General features: G+C 64.0%; 12 protein-coding genes, 2 tRNA genes and 1 pseudogene. 12 read left to right on the top strand and 3 right to left on the bottom strand.

Annotation, left to right across the window (positions count from 1 at the left end; genetic code table 11):
- Positions 1-47 precede the first annotated feature (47 nt).
- The 3 genes and pseudogenes from K8U54_RS07775 to K8U54_RS25320 all read left to right on the top strand — a co-directional run bounded on the left by K8U54_RS07775 (position 48) and on the right by K8U54_RS25320 (position 3,464).
- Complete coding sequence (locus K8U54_RS07775) at positions 48-1,340, top strand: adenylosuccinate synthase (protein WP_249909589.1); 1,293 nt, start codon at positions 48-50, stop codon at positions 1,338-1,340.
- Between the two features lie 561 nt (positions 1,341-1,901).
- Positions 1,902-2,558 (top strand): annotated as a pseudogene (locus K8U54_RS25325) (methyl-accepting chemotaxis protein); the annotation flags it as partial.
- A gap of 21 nt (positions 2,559-2,579) precedes the next feature.
- Entirely contained in the window at positions 2,580-3,464 is an 885-nt protein-coding gene (locus tag K8U54_RS25320) for a methyl-accepting chemotaxis protein (protein WP_434060018.1), read from the top strand.
- 92 nt (positions 3,465-3,556) lie between these two features.
- On the opposite strand, the gene K8U54_RS07765 is transcribed toward K8U54_RS25320, so the two are convergent.
- Both K8U54_RS07765 and K8U54_RS07760 read right to left on the bottom strand, forming a co-directional pair.
- Positions 3,557-3,643 (bottom strand) — tRNA-Leu (locus K8U54_RS07765).
- A gap of 83 nt (positions 3,644-3,726) precedes the next feature.
- Positions 3,727-3,813 (bottom strand) — tRNA-Leu (locus tag K8U54_RS07760).
- Positions 3,814-4,015: 202 nt separating this feature from the next.
- Between K8U54_RS07760 and rnr the strand changes: the two genes are divergently transcribed.
- The 7 genes from rnr (at position 4,016) to dnaB (ending at position 11,105) form a co-directional block, all read left to right on the top strand.
- Entirely contained in the window at positions 4,016-6,508 is a 2,493-nt protein-coding gene (rnr, locus tag K8U54_RS07755; RefSeq protein ID WP_249909587.1) for a ribonuclease R, read from the top strand.
- Complete coding sequence (gene rlmB, locus K8U54_RS07750) at positions 6,505-7,272, top strand: 23S rRNA (guanosine(2251)-2'-O)-methyltransferase RlmB (RefSeq protein WP_249909586.1); 768 nt, start codon at positions 6,505-6,507, stop codon at positions 7,270-7,272. The genes rnr and rlmB overlap by 4 nt, the downstream gene beginning before the upstream one ends.
- 237 nt (positions 7,273-7,509) lie before the next feature.
- On the top strand, positions 7,510-7,932 hold the full coding sequence (gene rpsF, locus K8U54_RS07745; protein ID WP_013793174.1) for a 30S ribosomal protein S6: 423 nt from the start codon (positions 7,510-7,512) through the stop codon (positions 7,930-7,932).
- Positions 7,933-7,960: 28 nt separating this feature from the next.
- Positions 7,961-8,191: a 30S ribosomal protein S18 gene (gene rpsR / locus K8U54_RS07740; RefSeq protein WP_013793173.1), complete on the top strand. Its 231-nt coding sequence runs from the start codon at positions 7,961-7,963 to the stop codon at positions 8,189-8,191.
- Positions 8,192-8,227: 36 nt separating this feature from the next.
- Positions 8,228-9,121: a hypothetical protein gene (locus K8U54_RS07735; protein WP_070885221.1), complete on the top strand. Its 894-nt coding sequence runs from the start codon at positions 8,228-8,230 to the stop codon at positions 9,119-9,121.
- Positions 9,122-9,142: 21 nt separating this feature from the next.
- On the top strand, positions 9,143-9,589 hold the full coding sequence (gene rplI, locus K8U54_RS07730) for a 50S ribosomal protein L9 (protein ID WP_073266321.1): 447 nt from the start codon (positions 9,143-9,145) through the stop codon (positions 9,587-9,589).
- A 121-nt stretch (positions 9,590-9,710) separates the two neighbouring features.
- Positions 9,711-11,105 carry a replicative DNA helicase gene (gene dnaB / locus K8U54_RS07725; protein ID WP_075932396.1) on the top strand — a complete coding sequence of 465 codons (1,395 nt, stop codon included), beginning with the start codon at positions 9,711-9,713 and terminating at the stop codon, positions 11,103-11,105.
- 4 nt (positions 11,106-11,109) lie between these two features.
- Here dnaB and K8U54_RS07720 read toward each other — a convergent pair whose 3' ends face one another.
- Positions 11,110-12,915, bottom strand: coding sequence for a diguanylate cyclase domain-containing protein (locus K8U54_RS07720; protein WP_249910416.1), 1,806 nt, complete (start codon positions 12,913-12,915; stop codon positions 11,110-11,112).
- A 245-nt stretch (positions 12,916-13,160) separates the two neighbouring features.
- Here K8U54_RS07720 and K8U54_RS07715 point away from each other — a divergent pair, with 245 nt between their 5' ends.
- A complete protein-coding gene (locus K8U54_RS07715) occupies positions 13,161-15,488 on the top strand; it encodes a YgiQ family radical SAM protein (protein ID WP_249909585.1) in 2,328 nt (775 codons plus the stop codon).
- 279 nt (positions 15,489-15,767) lie between these two features.
- Positions 15,768-16,670, top strand: coding sequence for a LysR substrate-binding domain-containing protein (locus K8U54_RS07710; RefSeq protein WP_249909584.1), 903 nt, complete (start codon positions 15,768-15,770; stop codon positions 16,668-16,670).
- The last annotated feature ends 44 nt before the right edge of the window (positions 16,671-16,714 follow it).

The raw sequence follows: 16,714 nt of genomic DNA, 5'->3' as shown, positions 1-16,714 counted from the left end.
TTCGCCGGCCGTGACCGGCTCAAGCTTGCGCGAAGAGGACAAGTATCATGGGTAAGAATGTCGTCGTCCTGGGCACCCAGTGGGGTGATGAGGGCAAGGGCAAGATCGTCGATCTGCTGACCGAACATGCCGCCGCCGTCGTGCGCTACCAGGGCGGCCACAACGCCGGTCACACCCTGGTGATCGACGGCGAGAAGACCGTACTGCACCTGATTCCGTCGGGTGTGCTGCGCGAAGGCGTGCAGTGCCTGATCGGCAACGGCGTGGTGGTCGCCCCCGACGCCCTGCTGCGCGAGATCACCAAGCTGGAAGAGAAGGGCGTACCGGTGCGCGAGCGCCTGCGCATCAGCCCGTCCTGCCCGCTGATCCTGTCCTATCACGTGGCCCTGGACCAGGCGCGCGAGAAGGCCCGTGGCGAGCTGAAGATCGGCACCACCGGCCGCGGCATCGGCCCGGCGTACGAGGACAAGGTCGCCCGTCGTGGCCTGCGCATCGGTGACCTGTTCCACCGCGAACGCTTCGCCGCCAAGCTCGGCGAGCTGCTGGATTACCACAACTTCCAGCTGGTGAATTACTACAAGGAGCCGGCCATCGACTTCCAGGAAACCCTGGATCAGTGCATGGCATACGCCGAGCAGCTCAAGCCGATGATGCTCGACGTCACCGCCGAGCTGCACAACCTGCGTCGCGCCGGCAAGGACATCATGTTCGAAGGCGCCCAGGGCTCGCTGCTGGACATCGACCACGGCACCTACCCGTACGTCACCAGCTCCAACACCACCGCCGGCGGTATCGCCACCGGTTCCGGTGTTGGCCCGATGTACATCGACTACATCCTCGGTATCACCAAGGCCTACACCACCCGCGTCGGTTCCGGCCCGTTCCCGACCGAGCTGTTCGATGACATCGGCGCCTTCCTGGCCAAGCGTGGCCACGAGTTCGGTGCCACCACCGGCCGTGCTCGTCGCTGCGGCTGGTTCGATGCGGTGATCCTGCGTCGCGCCATTGACGTCAACAGCATCTCGGGCCTGTGCCTGACCAAGCTGGACGTGCTCGACGGCCTGGAAACCATCCGCATCTGCGTGGGTTACAAGAACGACAACGGTGCGGTCATCGATGCGCCGACCGATGCCGACAGCTACATCGGCCTGGAGCCGGTGTACGAAGAGATGCCGGGCTGGAGCGAGTCGACCCTGGGCGCCAAGACCCTGGACGAACTGCCCGCCAATGCCCGTGCCTACATCTCGCGCCTGGAAGAGCTGGTCGGCGCGCCGATCGACATCATCTCCACCGGCCCGGATCGCAACGAGACCATCGTGCTGCGTCACCCGTTCGCCTGAGTGGCGAGGGCTCGTTCCGAGCCTTGGGTCGGTAAACGAAACGGGTCGCCCTTGGGCGGCCCGTTTTTCGTTTGACGGGCGCCAGGGCGCGGCGCAATCTGGCGATGTGCCGCTACCCGGCACGCGCCTTGCTTCGTCTTGATCCTACCCCTGAAGTTGCCGCTCCCCTGGCGGTCGGAGGATTTGCCCGTGATCGCTGTGTTATCGCTGTTGCGTAGTCGCCTGCTGTTGCCCGTGTTCATTGCCCTGGGCGTGGCCTTGTTGGTTCAGGTGCTGCTGGTGCTGGCCCTGACTCGCAGTACCGTGGACGGTCTGGTGACCGATCTGGAGCGCCAGTTGGGCAGTGACTCCCAGCGCCTGGCAAGCGAGCTGGAACAGGCCAACCAGGAGGTTTCGGCAAGCCTGGGTGGGCTTTCGGTGCGTACCCGCGAGAGCCTGTCGGCCGGGTTGTCGAGCCGTCTCGGCGAAGAGCGGGTGCAGATCCGCGCCAGTCTCGAGCGCAGTCTGCGTGATTCCGCCAATGATCTGGCGCAGCTGCTCGCCGCCGTGGCGCCGCGGGCCATGTGGGATTCCGATATTCCCGCACTGTCGGAATTCGCCCGCCGTGCGCAGCGTAACCCCAACGTGCTATTCGTGATCTACGACGACGCCGAGGGTAACCATCTGACCCGTTACCTCAACCGCCAGAACGAGCAGATCAAGAGCTTGCTCGACAGGGGGGAGGGCGAGCGTGCCCTGGACAAGGTGATCAATGCGGCCAAGACCGACCCCAAGGTGTATTTCGTCGAAGCCAGCATCAGTCCCAACGATGTGGAAATCGGCAAGGTGCTGATGGGCGTCTCCACGGCCGCCATCGATGCCGAACTGGTGGCTGTGGACAAGCGGTTCGAGGCCTTGCTGGCCAGCGGTGGGCAATTGGTCGCCGATAGCCTGGCCGGTGCTTCCACGGACAGTGCCAAGGCGCTGTCGCAGCGTCTGGCATCGGCACAGCAGGCCGCCCAGGGCATGGCGACCAATACCAATGTGGCGGTGGATGCCGCTGCCGCCAACTTGCGCTGGCGCATCGGGTTGGGCCTTGCGGTGGTCGGTTTGGGGGTGCTGCTGGCGCTGGCCATCGTGCTGGGGCGCCGCGTGGTGGTGCGCCTGCGTACCCTGATCGCGGCGCTCGACGATCTGGCCGCCGGCGAGGGGGATCTGACCCGGCGAATCGAAATCGACAGCCGTGACGAGGTGGGCGAAATGGCTTCGGCGGTCAATCGGTTCGTCGCCAAGCTGCAGCCCATCGTTCGTGAGGCGGGCGAAGTGGCGGTGCGCACCGGGCAGGAGATCAGTGCCCTGAGCACCCGCAGTGCCGCGGCGGAGGCGGCCGCCGAGCGCCAGCGTGACGAGGTGGCGGCCAGTTTGCAGGCACTGGCGGCGATGGCCGACGAGGCCCAGGCGGAGAGCCGCGCCATGCAGGAGGCGCTGCAGCGGGTCGAAGCCATTCGCCAATCGACCCAGGAAAATGCCGCGATCGCCAATCGGGTCGGCAGCTCCATCGAAGAGCTGGTGCAGCGGGTCGATGCCGGGGCGGCGGTCATCGAGCGGCTGGCCAAGCAGAGCGAACAGATCGAGGTGGTGCTCACGGTGATCCGTTCGATCGCCGAGCAGACCAACCTGTTGGCCCTCAACGCGGCCATCGAGGCGGCACGGGCGGGCGAGAGCGGCCGCGGTTTTGCCGTGGTGGCCGACGAAGTGCGGGCGTTGGCCAGCAAGACCCAGCAGTCCACCGGCGATATCCAGTCGCATATCGTCGCCCTGCAGCAGGGAGCGCGCGAAGCGGTCGAGGCGGTCGGCCAGGCTGGGCAACAGGCCGATCAGGGCCTGGCGGCGCTGCGCGAGAGTGCGCGAATCCAGCAGGCGGTGCAGCGCTCCGTGGAGGACGTACATGGCGCCATCAATACGGCGACTCAGGCGGCGGCGCACCAGGCCGAAGGTGCCGATGCGGTGCGTGGGCGGGTCGAGGTGATCCATGCCGAAGCCCAGCGTGCGGCCGAGGCGGTGGCGGCAACGGCCAATAGCGGTCGGGTGCTCGATGGCCTGGCGGGTCAGCTCAAGGGCAGCCTGGGGCAGTTCAAAGTATGAGACTGGCTGCGTGGGGCCTGGTGTTCACCAGGCTCTGCGGTACTTTTTCGCAGGCAATAAAAAACCGAGCCATTGGCTCGGTTTTTTGAATTTGGTGCCCAGGAGAAGACTCGAACTTCCACGATCTTGCGATCACTGATACCTGAAACCAGCGCGTCTACCAATTCCGCCACCTGGGCACTGCAGTAATGTTCACCGTTGCCGGTACGGATCATTACGTCCGTTATTTGCAAAGCAGGTTATCAAGCTGCTTCACGAAATTTGGTGCCCAGGAGAAGACTCGAACTTCCACGATCTTGCGATCACTGATACCTGAAACCAGCGCGTCTACCAATTCCGCCACCTGGGCACTGAAACTGATGATTGCTCATCTGTTCCGTGTTACAACGTCTGCTCGACGCTGTGGGCGCGAACTATACGGTCGTGCTTTTACCTTGTAAACCCCTGACGTCGAAAAATTATTCTCGGCGAAAGCTGACCCGGAGGGCGCTTTCGCGCTTCAATACACACATGGCAAAAACCGACTCTATAGATAAGGTGAACAGTTTCTAATGGCCGATTGGCAATCCCTCGATCCCGAGGCCGCTCGAGAAGCGGAAAAGTATGACAACCCCATCCCCAGCCGCGAGCTGATTCTTCAGCAGCTGGCTGATCGCGGCTCGCCCGCCAGTCGCGAGGAACTGCTCGACGAATTCGGGCTGACCACCGACGAGCAGATCGAAGCCCTGCGCCGCCGGCTGCGCGCCATGGAGCGCGACGGTCAACTGATCTACACCCGCCGCGGCACCTATGCCCCGGTGGACAAGCTGGACCTGATCCTCGGCCGGGTCAGCGGTCACCGCGACGGCTTCGGCTTCCTGGTGCCCGATGACGGCAGCGACGACCTGTTCCTCAGCCCGGCGCAGATGCGCCTGGTATTCGATGGCGACCGCGCGCTGGCGCGGGTATCCGGCTTCGACCGGCGCGGTCGTCGCGAAGGCGCCATCGTCGAGGTGATCTCCCGTGGTCACGAGACCATCGTCGGTCGTTACTACGAAGAGAGCGGCATCGGCTTCGTGATTCCCGACAACCCGAAGATCCAGCAGGAAGTGCTGGTTACCGCTGGCCGCAATGGCGGCGCCAAGCAGGGCCAGTTCGTCGAAGTGACGATCACCCATTGGCCGACGCCGCGCTTCCAGCCCCAGGGCGACGTGACCGAAGTGGTCGGCAACTACATGGCGCCGGGCATGGAAATCGACGTGGCGCTGCGCAGCTACGACATCCCCCACGTCTGGCCCGAGGCGGTGCTCAAGGAAGCCCGCAAGCTCAAGCCCGAGGTCGAGGAAAAGGACAAGGAGAACCGCGTCGACATGCGCCATATCCCCTTCGTCACCATCGACGGTGAGGATGCCCGGGACTTCGACGACGCGGTGTATTGCGAGAAGAACGGCAGCAACTGGCGGCTGTTCTCCGGTGGCTGGAAGCTCTACGTGGCCATCGCCGACGTTTCCCATTACGTGAAGGTCGGTTCGGCGCTGGATGCCGAGGCCCAGGTGCGCGGCAACTCGGTGTATTTCCCGGAGCGGGTCATTCCCATGCTGCCGGAGGAGCTGTCCAACGGCCTGTGCTCGCTGAACCCCAAGGTCGACCGCCTGGCCATGGTCTGCGAGATCTCGATCTCCAAGACCGGCAAGATGACCGACTACAAGTTCTACGAGGCGGTGATCCACTCCCACGCGCGCCTGACCTACAACAAGGTCAGCGCCATGCTCGAGCAGCCCAAGAGCAGCGAAGGCAAGGCCCTGCGCAACGAGTACAAGGAGGTGCTGCCGCACCTCAAGCAACTCTATTCGCTCTATCAGGTGCTGCTCACCGCGCGCCACGAGCGCGGCGCCATCGACTTCGAAACCCAGGAAACCCGCATCATCTTCGGCTCGGGCCGCAAGATCGCGGAAATCCGCCCGACCCAGCGCAACGATGCCCACAAGCTGATCGAGGAGTGCATGCTGGCCGCCAACGTGGCCACCGCGGCGTTCATGCAGAAGCACGGCATTCCGGCGCTGTACCGCGTACACGACGGCCCGCCGCCGGAGCGCCTGGAGAAACTCAAGGCCTTCCTCGGCGAGCTGGGCCTGTCCCTGCACCGTGGCAAGTCCAAGGACGGCCCGTCGCCCAAGGACTACCAGGCACTGCTGGAAAGCATCCGCGGGCGTGACGATTACCACCTGATCCAGACCGTGATGCTGCGCTCGCTCAGCCAGGCGGTTTACAGCGCCGACAATCAGGGGCACTTCGGCCTCAATTACGACGCCTACGCGCACTTCACCTCGCCGATTCGCCGCTACCCGGACCTGCTGATCCACCGCGCCATCCGCAGTGTGATCCGTTCCAAGCAGGACACCCCGCACGTCGAGCGTGCCGGTGCCGTCAGCATGCCCAAGGCGCGCATCTACCCGTACGACGAGCCGATGCTCGAGCAGCTCGGCGAGCAGTGCTCGATGTCCGAGCGGCGTGCCGATGAAGCCACCCGCGACGTGGTCAACTGGCTCAAGTGCGAGTTCATGAAGGATCGCGTCGGCGAGACCTTCCCCGGCGTGATCACGGCGGTAACCGGCTTCGGCCTGTTCGTCGAACTCAAGGACATCTACGTCGAGGGCCTGGTGCATGTCACCGCGCTGCCGGCGGATTACTACCACTTCGACCCGGTGCACCACCGCCTCGCCGGTGAGCGCAGCGGCCGCAACTATCGCCTGGGCGACAGCGTGTCGGTGACGGTGATGCGCGTCGACCTGGACGAGCGCAAGATCGATTTCGAGATGGCCCAGGGTGTCGAGCAGGCGCCGACCGCCCGCAAGCGCCGTGAAACCGGCAGCGACAGCCGCGGTGGCAGGGGTTCGCGCAATGCGCCGGCCGGCAACGCCGACGTCCAGAAGAGCCGTGACGTGAAGAAGGCCCTGCTCGCCGAGTCCAAGACTTCCGGCAAGAAGGGCGCCAAGACGACCGACAAGGGCGGCAAGCCGAGTCGCCATCGCAAGGGCCCGTCGAAAGGCAAGGCCAAGTCATGAGTCAGCTGGAAAAGATCTACGGCGTGCATGCCGTCGAGGCGCTGCTGCGTCATCACCCCAAGCGGGTGAAGCAGATCTGGCTGGCCGATGGCCGCAGCGACCCACGGGTGCAGCCGCTGCTCGAGCTGGCCGGCCAGGCGCGGGTCGCCGTCGGCCAGTGCGAGCGCCGCGAGATGGACGCCTGGGTCGAGGGCGTGCACCAGGGTGTGGTCGCCGAAGTCAGCCCGAGCCAGGTGTGGGGCGAGGCGATGCTCGAGGAGTTGCTCGATCGTTGCGAAGGCCCGCCGCTGTTGCTGGTGCTCGATGGCGTGACCGATCCGCACAACCTCGGCGCCTGCCTGCGCACCGCCGATGCGGCGGGCGCCCTGGCGGTGATCGTGCCCAAGGACAAGTCGGCCACGCTGACCCCGGTGGTGCGCAAGGTCGCCTGTGGGGCTGCCGAGGTGATTCCTCTTGTGGCGGTGACCAACCTGGCGCGCAGCCTGGAAAAACTCCAGCAGCGCGGCCTGTGGGTCGTCGGCACGGCCGGTGAAGCCGAGCAGGAGTTGTTCCAGCAGGACCTGACCGGCCCCACGGTGCTGATCATGGGCGCCGAAGGCAAGGGCATGCGCCGCCTGACCCGCGAGCACTGCGATTACCTGGTCAAGCTGCCCATGGCCGGCAGCGTCAGCAGCCTCAATGTGTCGGTCGCCACCGGCATCTGCCTGTTCGAGGCGCTGCGCCAGCGGCGCGGCCACGGGCTTGCGGCAGCAGGCCGCAAGTAAAAGCCGCAGCGCACGCCTGATCGCCCGGCGTCTGCGCTGGGCGTGCTGCCCCTGAAATCGCTGCTGTTCAAAAAATCGCCAAATCGCCTTGCGTGCGTCAGGGGGCTTCTCTAGAATGTCGCCCCTTGCCGTCATGGCAGGCGTTTGCGCGCCCACCCGTCACGGCAAGCCAACAGAGTCATTCACTCCTTGCCTGACCGCATCTTCGTGGCAGGCTACAACCCGTAAGGAGCATTCATGCGTCATTACGAAATCATCTTTCTGGTTCACCCGGACCAGAGCGAGCAAGTCGGCGGCATGGTCGAGCGTTACACCAAGCTGATCGAAGAAGACGGCGGCAAAATCCACCGTCTGGAAGATTGGGGCCGTCGTCAACTGGCCTACGCCATCAACAACGTTCACAAGGCTCACTACGTGATGCTGAACGTTGAGTGCAGCGGCAAGGCCCTGGCCGAGCTGGAAGACAACTTCCGCTACAACGATGCCGTGATCCGTAACCTGGTCATCCGTCGCGACGAAGCCGTTACCGGTCAGTCCGAGATGCTCAAGGCCGAAGAAAACCGCAGTGAGCGCCGTGAGCGTCGTGAACGTCCTGAAAACGCCGAGTCCAACGACGGCGATGACAGCGACAACAACGACAGCGACAACGCTGACGAGTAATCCACGGATCTATTGAGGAGCCAATCCCATGGCACGTTTCTTCCGTCGTCGTAAATTCTGCCGTTTCACCGCTGAAGGCGTGAAAGAGATCGATTTCAAGGATCTCAACACCTTGAAAGCCTACATCTCGGAAACCGGCAAAATCGTTCCTAGCCGTATCACCGGTACCAAGGCTCGTTATCAGCGTCAGCTGGCTACCGCTATCAAGCGCGCCCGCTTCCTGGCCCTGCTGCCCTACACCGACAGCCACGGCCGTTAAGATCTGACGTTCGACAAGTAGTAAGGGATAGATCGCATGCGCGCCTTGGCAGAATTCATCATGCGCGGCCGTATGCAGGCCACCCTCGTGGTGGTCGGTTCTGCAGCTTTGCCGCTGCTGTTCTGGTTGAGTGCCGCCGCCGGATGCCTGGTGCTTCTGCGGCGTGGCCTGAGTGATGCCATCGGCATCCTCGCCTGGGCGTTGCTGCCGGCCATTGGCTGGTGGTACTTCGGCGAACCGCGCACCTTGCTGGTGCTGCTGGGCGCGCTGGGGCTGGCGTGCGTATTGCGCGCCAATCCTTCCTGGAGGCGGGTGCTGTTGTTCAGCATCGCGCTGGGCCTGGTGTATGGACTGGTATTGGGGGCGACGTTCCGCGAGCCCATCGAAGCCATGGCGCAGGAGCTGAACAAGCTGTTGCCGCAGATGCTCGATGGCGTTCACCAACAGATGTCGGTGGACGATCAGGCGCGTCTCCAGGGTCTCATTGCACCGGTGCTGACCGGATTGTTGGCAGCGTTGCTGCAGGTGGTCAGCTTGCTGAGCCTGATGCTTGGGCGATTCTGGCAGGCGGCGTTGTACAACCCGGGAGGTTTCGGCGCGGAATTCCGTGAGCTGAGATTTCCGCCGATGCTGGCGATGTTGCTGCTGGTCGGCATGCTGCTCGGGCCCAATCTGGGTGTCGAGATGGCCATGCTCACGCCGTTGTGCAGTGTTCCGCTGGCATTCGCGGCCATCGCCCTGTTGCACGGGCTGGTGGCCAAGGGCCGACTGTCGAAGTTCTGGCTGGTCGGACTGTACATCACGCTGTTGCTGTTCATGCAGCTGATCTTTCCCTTGCTGGTGGTGTTAGCCATCGTCGACAGTCTGTTTGATTTTCGTGGTCGTCTGGCGGACAAGCCCGGTTCGGGTCCCGCCAACGGTGAAGGTTAAAAGTTAAGAGGTAACACCCAAATGGAAGTCATCCTGCTGGAAAAAATCGCCAACCTGGGCAACCTGGGCGATAAAGTGAACGTTAAAGCCGGTTACGGCCGTAACTTCCTGCTGCCGCAAGGCAAAGCTACCGCTGCCACCGAAGCCAACGTCGCTGCTTTCGAAGCGCGTCGCGCTGACCTGGAAAAAGCCGCTGCCGAGAAGAAAGCTTCGGCTGAATCCCGCGCTGCTCAGCTGGCCGAGCTGGAAGTCACCATCACCGCTACCGCTGGCGATGAAGGCAAGCTGTTCGGTTCCATCGGCACCCATGACATCGCTGACGCCCTGACCGCCTCCGGCGTTGAAGTGGCCAAAGCCGAAGTGCGTCTGCCGAACGGCACCATTCGCCAGGTTGGCGAATACGACGTAGCCGTGCACCTGCACAGCGATGTCGAAGCGACCGTCAAGGTTGTTGTAGTAGCTGCTTAAGTCTCAGCGAACTGCTTAGCGGGTTTGCACTCAGGTGCCTTCCCGCTAACATCGGGCACGGTATTGCGAAAGCGATACCGTGCCCTTTGTTTTTCTCCGCAAGCATTCTTTCCAGGCGCCCATGAACGACATCAGCATCCCCGAACAGTACGACCTGCAAACCGCTGCCCTGAAAGTGCCGCCGCACTCGATCGAGGCCGAGCAGGCGGTGCTCGGTGGTCTGATGCTCGACAACAACGCCTGGGAGCGCGTGCTGGATCAGGTGTCCGACGGCGATTTCTATCGCCATGACCATCGCCTGGTCTTTCGCGCCATCTTCAAGCTCGCCGAGCGCAACCAGCCGTTCGACGTGGTCACCCTGTCCGAACAGCTGGACAAGGAAGGTCAGCTGTCCCAGGTCGGCGGCCTGGCGTACCTGGGCGAGCTGGCCAAGAACACCCCGTCGGTGGCCAACATCAAGGCCTACGCGGGCATCATTCGCGAGCGCGCCACCCTGCGCAAACTGATCGGCATCAGCAACGAGATCGCCGATAGCGCCTATGCGCCCGAGGGCCGTACCGGTGAGGAGATCCTCGACGAGGCCGAGCGGCTGATCTTCCAGATCGCCGAGGCGCGGCCCAAGACCGGCGGCCCGGTGGGCATCAACGATATCCTGGTCAAGGCCATCGACCGCATCGACGAGCTGTTCAACAACGGCGACGCGATCACCGGCCTGTCCACCGGCTTCACCGACCTGGACAACCTGACCAGCGGCCTGCAGCCGGCCGACATGATCATCGTCGCCGGCCGTCCGTCCATGGGTAAGACCACCTTCGCCATGAACCTGGTGGAAAACGCGCTGATGCGCAGCGACAAGTCGATCCTGGTGTATTCCCTGGAGATGCCTTCCGAATCCATCGTGATTCGTATGCTGGCCTCCCTCGGCCGCATCGACCAGACCAAGGTGCGTGCCGGTCGCCTGGATGATGACGACTGGCCGCGACTGACCTCGGCGGTCAACCTGCTCAACGACCGCAAGCTGTTCATCGACGACACCGCCGGTATCTCGCCGAGCGAGATGCGTGCGCGCACCCGGCGCCTGGCCCGTGAGCACGGCGAAATCGGCCTGATCATGGTCGACTACCTGCAGCTGATGCAGATTCCCGGTTCCAGCGGCGACAGCCGGGTCAACGAGATTTCCGAGATCTCCCGCTCGCTCAAGGCGCTGGCCAAGGAGTTCAACTGCCCGGTGATCGCCCTGTCGCAGCTCAACCGGGGTCTGGAGCAGCGGCCCAACAAGCGCCCGATCAACTCCGACTTGCGTGAATCCGGGGCGATCGAGCAGGACGCCGACATCATTCTTTTCGTCTACCGCGACGAGGTCTACCACCCGGAAACCGAGTACAAGGGCGTGGCCGAAATCATCATCGGCAAGCAGCGTAACGGCCCCCTGGGTACCGCGCGCCTGGCCTTCCTCGGCAAATACTCGCGTTTCGAGAACCTGGCGCCCGGCAGCTACCAGTTCGACGACGAGTGACGCCTCAGCCTGCCGCCGGCTGGAACACCGCGTAGCCCGAGCGGCCGGCGGCCTTGGCCTGATAGAGCGCCTGGTCGGCGGCCTTGTAGAGGCCGGCGAACTGCTCGGCATGCTGGGGGTAGAACGCCGCGCCGATACTGATGCTGACGTTCAGGGCGTGGCCGGCGTAGTCCACCGGCCGGGCCAGCTCGGCGAGCAGGCGCTCGGCGACATCCCCGGCGTAGTGCCGGGCATCGGCACCGCCAATCAGTACCGCGAATTCATCCCCACCCAGGCGTGCCACCGTATCGCTGCCGCGTACGTGCTCGCGCAGGCGCTTGCCGATGTGCTGCAGCAACAGGTCGCCGGCGTCGTGGCCATGCTGGTCATTGATCGGCTTGAAGTGATCCAGGTCGATCAGCAGCAATGCCAGGTTTTCATCGCTGTGCCGCGCCCCGCGCAAGGCGCTCTCGCACTGTTCCACCAGATGACGGCGGTTGGGCAGGTCGGTCAGGGCATCGTGAAAGGCCGCATGGCGCAGCTCCTGTTTCTGCTGGAAGAGCTGCAGGTTGGCGTTTTTCAACTCGGCGGTGCGCCGATCCACGGCCAGCTGCAGTTCATCGGCACTGGCCTGCACCTGGGCCAGGCGGGCGCCTTTTTCCTCATCGGCGCGCTGCAGCGCTTCGGCTCGCTGGTTCTTCAGCAGCTGGATGCGGTAGGCGAGGGCGAACGAGAACAGGATCGACTCCAGCGCCACGGCGACCGGAAACACGTAGCTGTTCCACGCCGCCGGCTGGATGACGCCGGTGGCGCGCAGCAGCAGCAGGTTGACGCTGGCCAGGATCGTGCCGTACCCGCAGAAGTACAGGCACGCCGGAAAGTAGCCCTGGCGCCAGCGCTTCAGCGAGGCCCACAGGGCGGTGGGAATGGTGGTAATCGCCAGCAGGACGAAAATCCAGGCGCCGACCGCGCGCAGGCCGAACGCATCGGCGAGTACCGCCAGCAGATAGAGCGCGCAGCTCAGGGTCAGCAGGTGGTGGGCCCAGGGGGTGTGACGGCGGGTTTGCAGCAGCTTCTGGGTGAAGCGGCAGGCACCGAACCCCCACAGTGCCGGCACGCTGATACGGTCCAGCCAGAAGGGCACCGCCGAGTCGGGCCACAGGTACTGGAAGCCGTGACCGGTCATGCCGAGAATCATCAGCAGCGCGCCGGTGGTGGTGACCACGTACCAGAAGTAGGCGCTGTCGCGCAGCGCCAGGAACAGGAACAGGTTGTACAGCAGCAGTGCGGTGATCACCCCGTAGATCAGGCCAAGCCAGAGGTTTTCGGTCGCCACCTGGGTTTTCAGGTCGGCAAGTTGCCATACCTTCAGCGGGAAGGAGTTGCCGGCCGGGTCGTAGGTGCGCAGGTAGAAGGTGAGCGGCTGTTCGCCCAGCTCGGGAAGGCGCAGCAGCATGCGCCGGTGCGGATGATCACGGCCCTCGGCGAAACCTACCGTTTCCCCGGACTGGCGCTTGTGCCAGCCCCCCTGGCCATCGGGCAGATACAGCTGCAGGTCGAGCAGGGTGACCGAAGCGATCTCCAGCCACCACTGGCGTGGGGCATCCGCGGCGGCGTTCAGGGTCACCTTGATCCACCAGGGGTTGGCGCTCTGGCCGACGCTGGCCTTGCCCTGGGCTGGCACGAAGCGCTGCTGCACGGCGGGGTCGCCCAGCTGTTCGATGCTCAGCTTCGCGCCCGGGTCTTCGAGCAGCTCGATGTGCCCGTTCAGACTCTGCCCGCTGCTGGTCGCCGTCAGGCTGATGCCGTCGGCGTGGGCCGACAGGCTCATGGTCGCCAGGATCAGTATCTGCGACAGGAATATGGCTAGGCGCTGCAAGCGGGGCTCCTGGAGACAGGCGGGGTCTTTTTGTGTAAGCCTGAGCTTACACTGAACGCGTGCTTTTAGATGAGCAAAGCGAGGCGCGTTACCTGCTATCGGATGCCCGGTACAACCTAGCGCAGCAGTCGGGTTTGGTTAAAATTTGTGCTATATTCCGCGCCCCGTGAAATTCCTGATCAAAAACGGTTACCGCCATGCAAGCCGCCAAGCCGCTGTTCGACTATCCCAAATACTGGGCCGAGTGTTTCGGCCCGGCGCCGTTCCTGCCGATGAGCCGGTCGGAGATGGATCAGCTCGGCTGGGATTCGTGCGACATCATCATCGTCACCGGTGATGCCTACGTCGACCATCCCTCGTTCGGCATGGCGATCATCGGCCGTCTGCTGGAAGCCCAGGGCTTTCGCGTGGGCATAATCGCCCAGCCGAACTGGCAGTCCAAAGACGACTTCATGAAGCTCGGCCAGCCGAACCTGTTCTTCGGCGTGGCGGCCGGCAACATGGATTCGATGATCAACCGCTACACCGCGGACAAGAAGATCCGTTCCGACGACGCCTACACCCCTGGCGGCCTGGCCGGCAAGCGTCCGGATCGCGCCAGCCTGGTGTACAGCCAGCGCTGCAAGGAAGCCTACAGCCATGTGCCGGTGGTGCTTGGCGGCATCGAGGCGTCGCTGCGCCGCATCGCCCACTACGATTACTGGCAGGACAAGGTGCGCCGCTCCATCCTGATGGACGCCACCGCCGACATCCTGCTCTATGGCAACGCCGAGCGTGCCGTGGTGGAGATCGCCCAGCGCCTGGCCTACGGGCAGAAGATCGAGGACATTTCCGACATCCGTGGCACGGCGTTCATCCGCCGCGACACGCCAGCGGACTGGTTCGAGCTGGATTCCACGCGCATCGACCGTCCGGGCCGGGTCGACAAGATCATCAACCCCTACGTGAACACCCAGGACACCGAAGCCTGCGCCATCGAGCAGGAGAAGGGTGCGGCCGGCTCCGGTGCCGTCGAGGATCCCAACGAGGCCAAGGTCGTCCAGCTGCTTTCGCACCCGCGCCTGGAGCGCGAGAGGACGGTGATTCGCCTGCCGTCCTTCGAGAAGGTGCGCAACGACCCGGTGCTCTACGCCCATGCCAACCGCGTGCTGCACCTGGAAACCAACCCGGGCAACGCCCGCGCGCTGGTGCAGAAGCATGGTGAGGTGGACGTCTGGTTCAACCCACCACCCATCCCCATGACCACCGAGGAAATGGACTACGTGTTCGGCATGCCCTATGCGCGCGTGCCGCACCCGGCCTATGGCAAGGAGAAGATCCCGGCCTACGACATGATCCGCTTCTCGGTGAACATCATGCGTGGCTGCTTCGGTGGCTGCACCTTCTGCTCGATCACCGAGCACGAGGGCCGGATCATCCAGAACCGCTCCCACGAGTCGATCATCCGCGAGATCGAGGAGATGCGTGACAAGGTGCCGGGCTTCACCGGCGTGGTCTCCGACCTCGGCGGGCCGACCGCCAACATGTACCGCATCGCCTGCAAGGACTCGGAGATCGAGAAGCACTGCCGCAAGCCGTCCTGCGTGTTCCCCGGCATCTGCGAGAACCTCAACACCGATCACTCGTCGCTGATCGAGCTGTACCGCAAGGCACGGGCGCTGCCGGGGGTGAAAAAGATCCTGATCGCTTCGGGCCTGCGCTACGACCTGGCCGTGGAGTCCCCGGAGTACGTCAAGGAACTGGTCACCCACCATGTCGGCGGCTACTTGAAGATCGCCCCGGAGCACACCGAGCGCGGCCCGCTGGACAAGATGATGAAGCCGGGCATCGGCAGCTACGACACCTTCAAGCGCATGTTCGAGAAGTACTCGAAGGAGGCGGGCAAGGAGCAGTACCTGATCCCCTACTTCATCGCCGCGCACCCGGGCACCACCGACGAGGACATGATGAACCTCGCCCTGTGGCTCAAGCGCAACGGCTTCCGCGCCGACCAGGTGCAGGCGTTCTACCCGTCGCCGATGGCCACCGCCACGGCCATGTACCACTCGGGCAAGAACCCGCTGCGCAAGGTCACCTACAAGAGCGATGGCGTGGAGATCGTCAAGAGCGAGCAGCAGCGTCGTCTGCACAAGGCGTTCCTGCGCTACCACGACCCGAAAGGCTGGCCGCTGCTGCGCGAGGCCCTGGAACGCATGGGCCGTGCCGACCTGATCGGCAACGGCAAGCACCAGTTGATCCCGACCTACCAGCCCAAGGCCGACGAGTACCAGAGCGCGCGTCGCAAGAACTCCACGCCGGCGGGCAGCAAGAAGGTCGGCGGGACAGGCAAGCCTGCAGGTGGCCGCATCCTTACCCAGCACACCGGCCTGCCACCGCGTGGCAGTGACGGCAGCAAGCCCTGGGATAAGCGCGAACAGGCCAAGGCGGCGGCCGAGGCACGCAACCAGCAGGCCGCCCGCGAGCGGGCAGGAGCTGGTAGAGGCAAGGGCAGGAAACCGCTGAAGAAGCCCGTGGTTCCACGTTAAGCGCGGGTTCAAGACACAAGTGGACTCAGAGTGGATCGGGGCCAGCTGACGCCGTTATCATCCACCTTTGCGATTGTGGGAACGGTGGGCAAAAAGAGCGTTGACTGCGCTTTCCGGTTCACCCTACCGGGCGCGGGCGCGTTCTTGTAGAGGTGCGAGCGGGTTGCGCCATTGGTGAATGAGCGCTGCTGCACCAACACACGTCTTTTTTGCCCGGCAGGGCTACGGTATTTGCTTGCGTTAGACTGTCGGTCTCCCCCTTCCGTACAGGTCAATGCGATGCGTATCGAGCCCCTGCCTCCACTGCAGAATCTGATCGCTTTCGAGACCACGGTGCGCCATGGCAGCTTCACCCGCGCGGCGGTTGAGTTGAACCTCACGCAAAGTGCGGTGAGTCGGCAGGTCGCCGGGCTGGAAAGTTTCCTTGGGCGGGCGTTGTTCCGTCGTCAGCACAAACGCATCCTGCTCACTGTGGCTGGCCAGCATTATGCCGAACAGATTCATCGCTTGCTCGCGGCGCTGGCCGACTCGACCGCCGAGGTCATGGCTCACAGCGGTGAGCAGGAACTGGTACTGGCGTGCTCGTCTGGCGTCGCGGCGCTTTGGCTCGGCCCTTTGGTGGGCCGCTTCGCCGAGGCATTCCCCAATGTCGAAGTGCGCTTGCGGGTACTCGACAGCCTCGACTCCCTGCTCAAGCCGGAGTTCGACCTGGCTGTGTACTTCCTGCGTAACCCACTGCCGACCGGGCTGGACGGGCGGCTGTTGTTTGAAGAGTCGGTGGGGGCGTACTGCTCGCCAGCTTACCTGCGCCAAGGCCTACTGAGCCCCGAGGCGCTTCTGGAGGAGCGCTTGCTGATGATAGAGGACGGTCAGCGGCAATGGCTGTCCTGGCAGGAGTGGTTTGCCCGGTTGGGCTGTGAGTCGGCCGCGATCCGCCAACGACTGACCGTCAGTCATTACCCGATTCTCGTCGATCTGGCGGTGGCCGGGCACGGCGTGGTGCTGGGCTGGAGCCCGATGATCGACGGTCATCTGGCGTCCGGTGCGCTGGTGCCGGCCTGCCGGGAGCGCGTCGAGGGGCAGGGGGGGTATCACCTGCTATGGCCGGGCGGACGAGTGCCCAGCCGCGCCGCCCGGCGTTTCGAGTCCTGGCTGCTGGATGTGCTGGGTTTTCCGAGCTGACAATCCGTTGCATGCGTCATGCGCATGCAAATCTTCTCAATCAA

Source organism: Pseudomonas fulva, assembly GCF_023517795.1.
GTDB lineage: Bacteria > Pseudomonadota > Gammaproteobacteria > Pseudomonadales > Pseudomonadaceae > Aquipseudomonas > Aquipseudomonas fulva_D.
Note: the sequence above shows the minus strand (reverse complement) of the source record. Positions and strands in the feature narration are given on the sequence as shown.

Bases quoted from the DNA above. Each gene is read 5' to 3' on its own strand.
- K8U54_RS07710 (WP_249909584.1), top strand. From the start codon at position 15,768: ATGCGTATCGAGCCCCTGCCTCCACTGCAGAATCTGATCGCTTTCGAG.
- dnaB (WP_075932396.1), top strand. From the start codon at position 9,711: ATGAACGACATCAGCATCCCCGAACAGTACGACCTGCAAACCGCTGCC.
- K8U54_RS07775 (WP_249909589.1), top strand. From the start codon at position 48: ATGGGTAAGAATGTCGTCGTCCTGGGCACCCAGTGGGGTGATGAGGGC.
- rplI (WP_073266321.1), top strand. From the start codon at position 9,143: ATGGAAGTCATCCTGCTGGAAAAAATCGCCAACCTGGGCAACCTGGGC.
- K8U54_RS25320 (WP_434060018.1), top strand. From the start codon at position 2,580: ATGGCTTCGGCGGTCAATCGGTTCGTCGCCAAGCTGCAGCCCATCGTT.
- rnr (WP_249909587.1), top strand. From the start codon at position 4,016: ATGGCCGATTGGCAATCCCTCGATCCCGAGGCCGCTCGAGAAGCGGAA.
- K8U54_RS07720 (WP_249910416.1), bottom strand. From the start codon at position 12,915: ATGAGCCTGTCGGCCCACGCCGACGGCATCAGCCTGACGGCGACCAGC.
- K8U54_RS07715 (WP_249909585.1), top strand. From the start codon at position 13,161: ATGCAAGCCGCCAAGCCGCTGTTCGACTATCCCAAATACTGGGCCGAG.
- rlmB (WP_249909586.1), top strand. From the start codon at position 6,505: ATGAGTCAGCTGGAAAAGATCTACGGCGTGCATGCCGTCGAGGCGCTG.
- rpsR (WP_013793173.1), top strand. From the start codon at position 7,961: ATGGCACGTTTCTTCCGTCGTCGTAAATTCTGCCGTTTCACCGCTGAA.
- rpsF (WP_013793174.1), top strand. From the start codon at position 7,510: ATGCGTCATTACGAAATCATCTTTCTGGTTCACCCGGACCAGAGCGAG.
- K8U54_RS07735 (WP_070885221.1), top strand. From the start codon at position 8,228: ATGCGCGCCTTGGCAGAATTCATCATGCGCGGCCGTATGCAGGCCACC.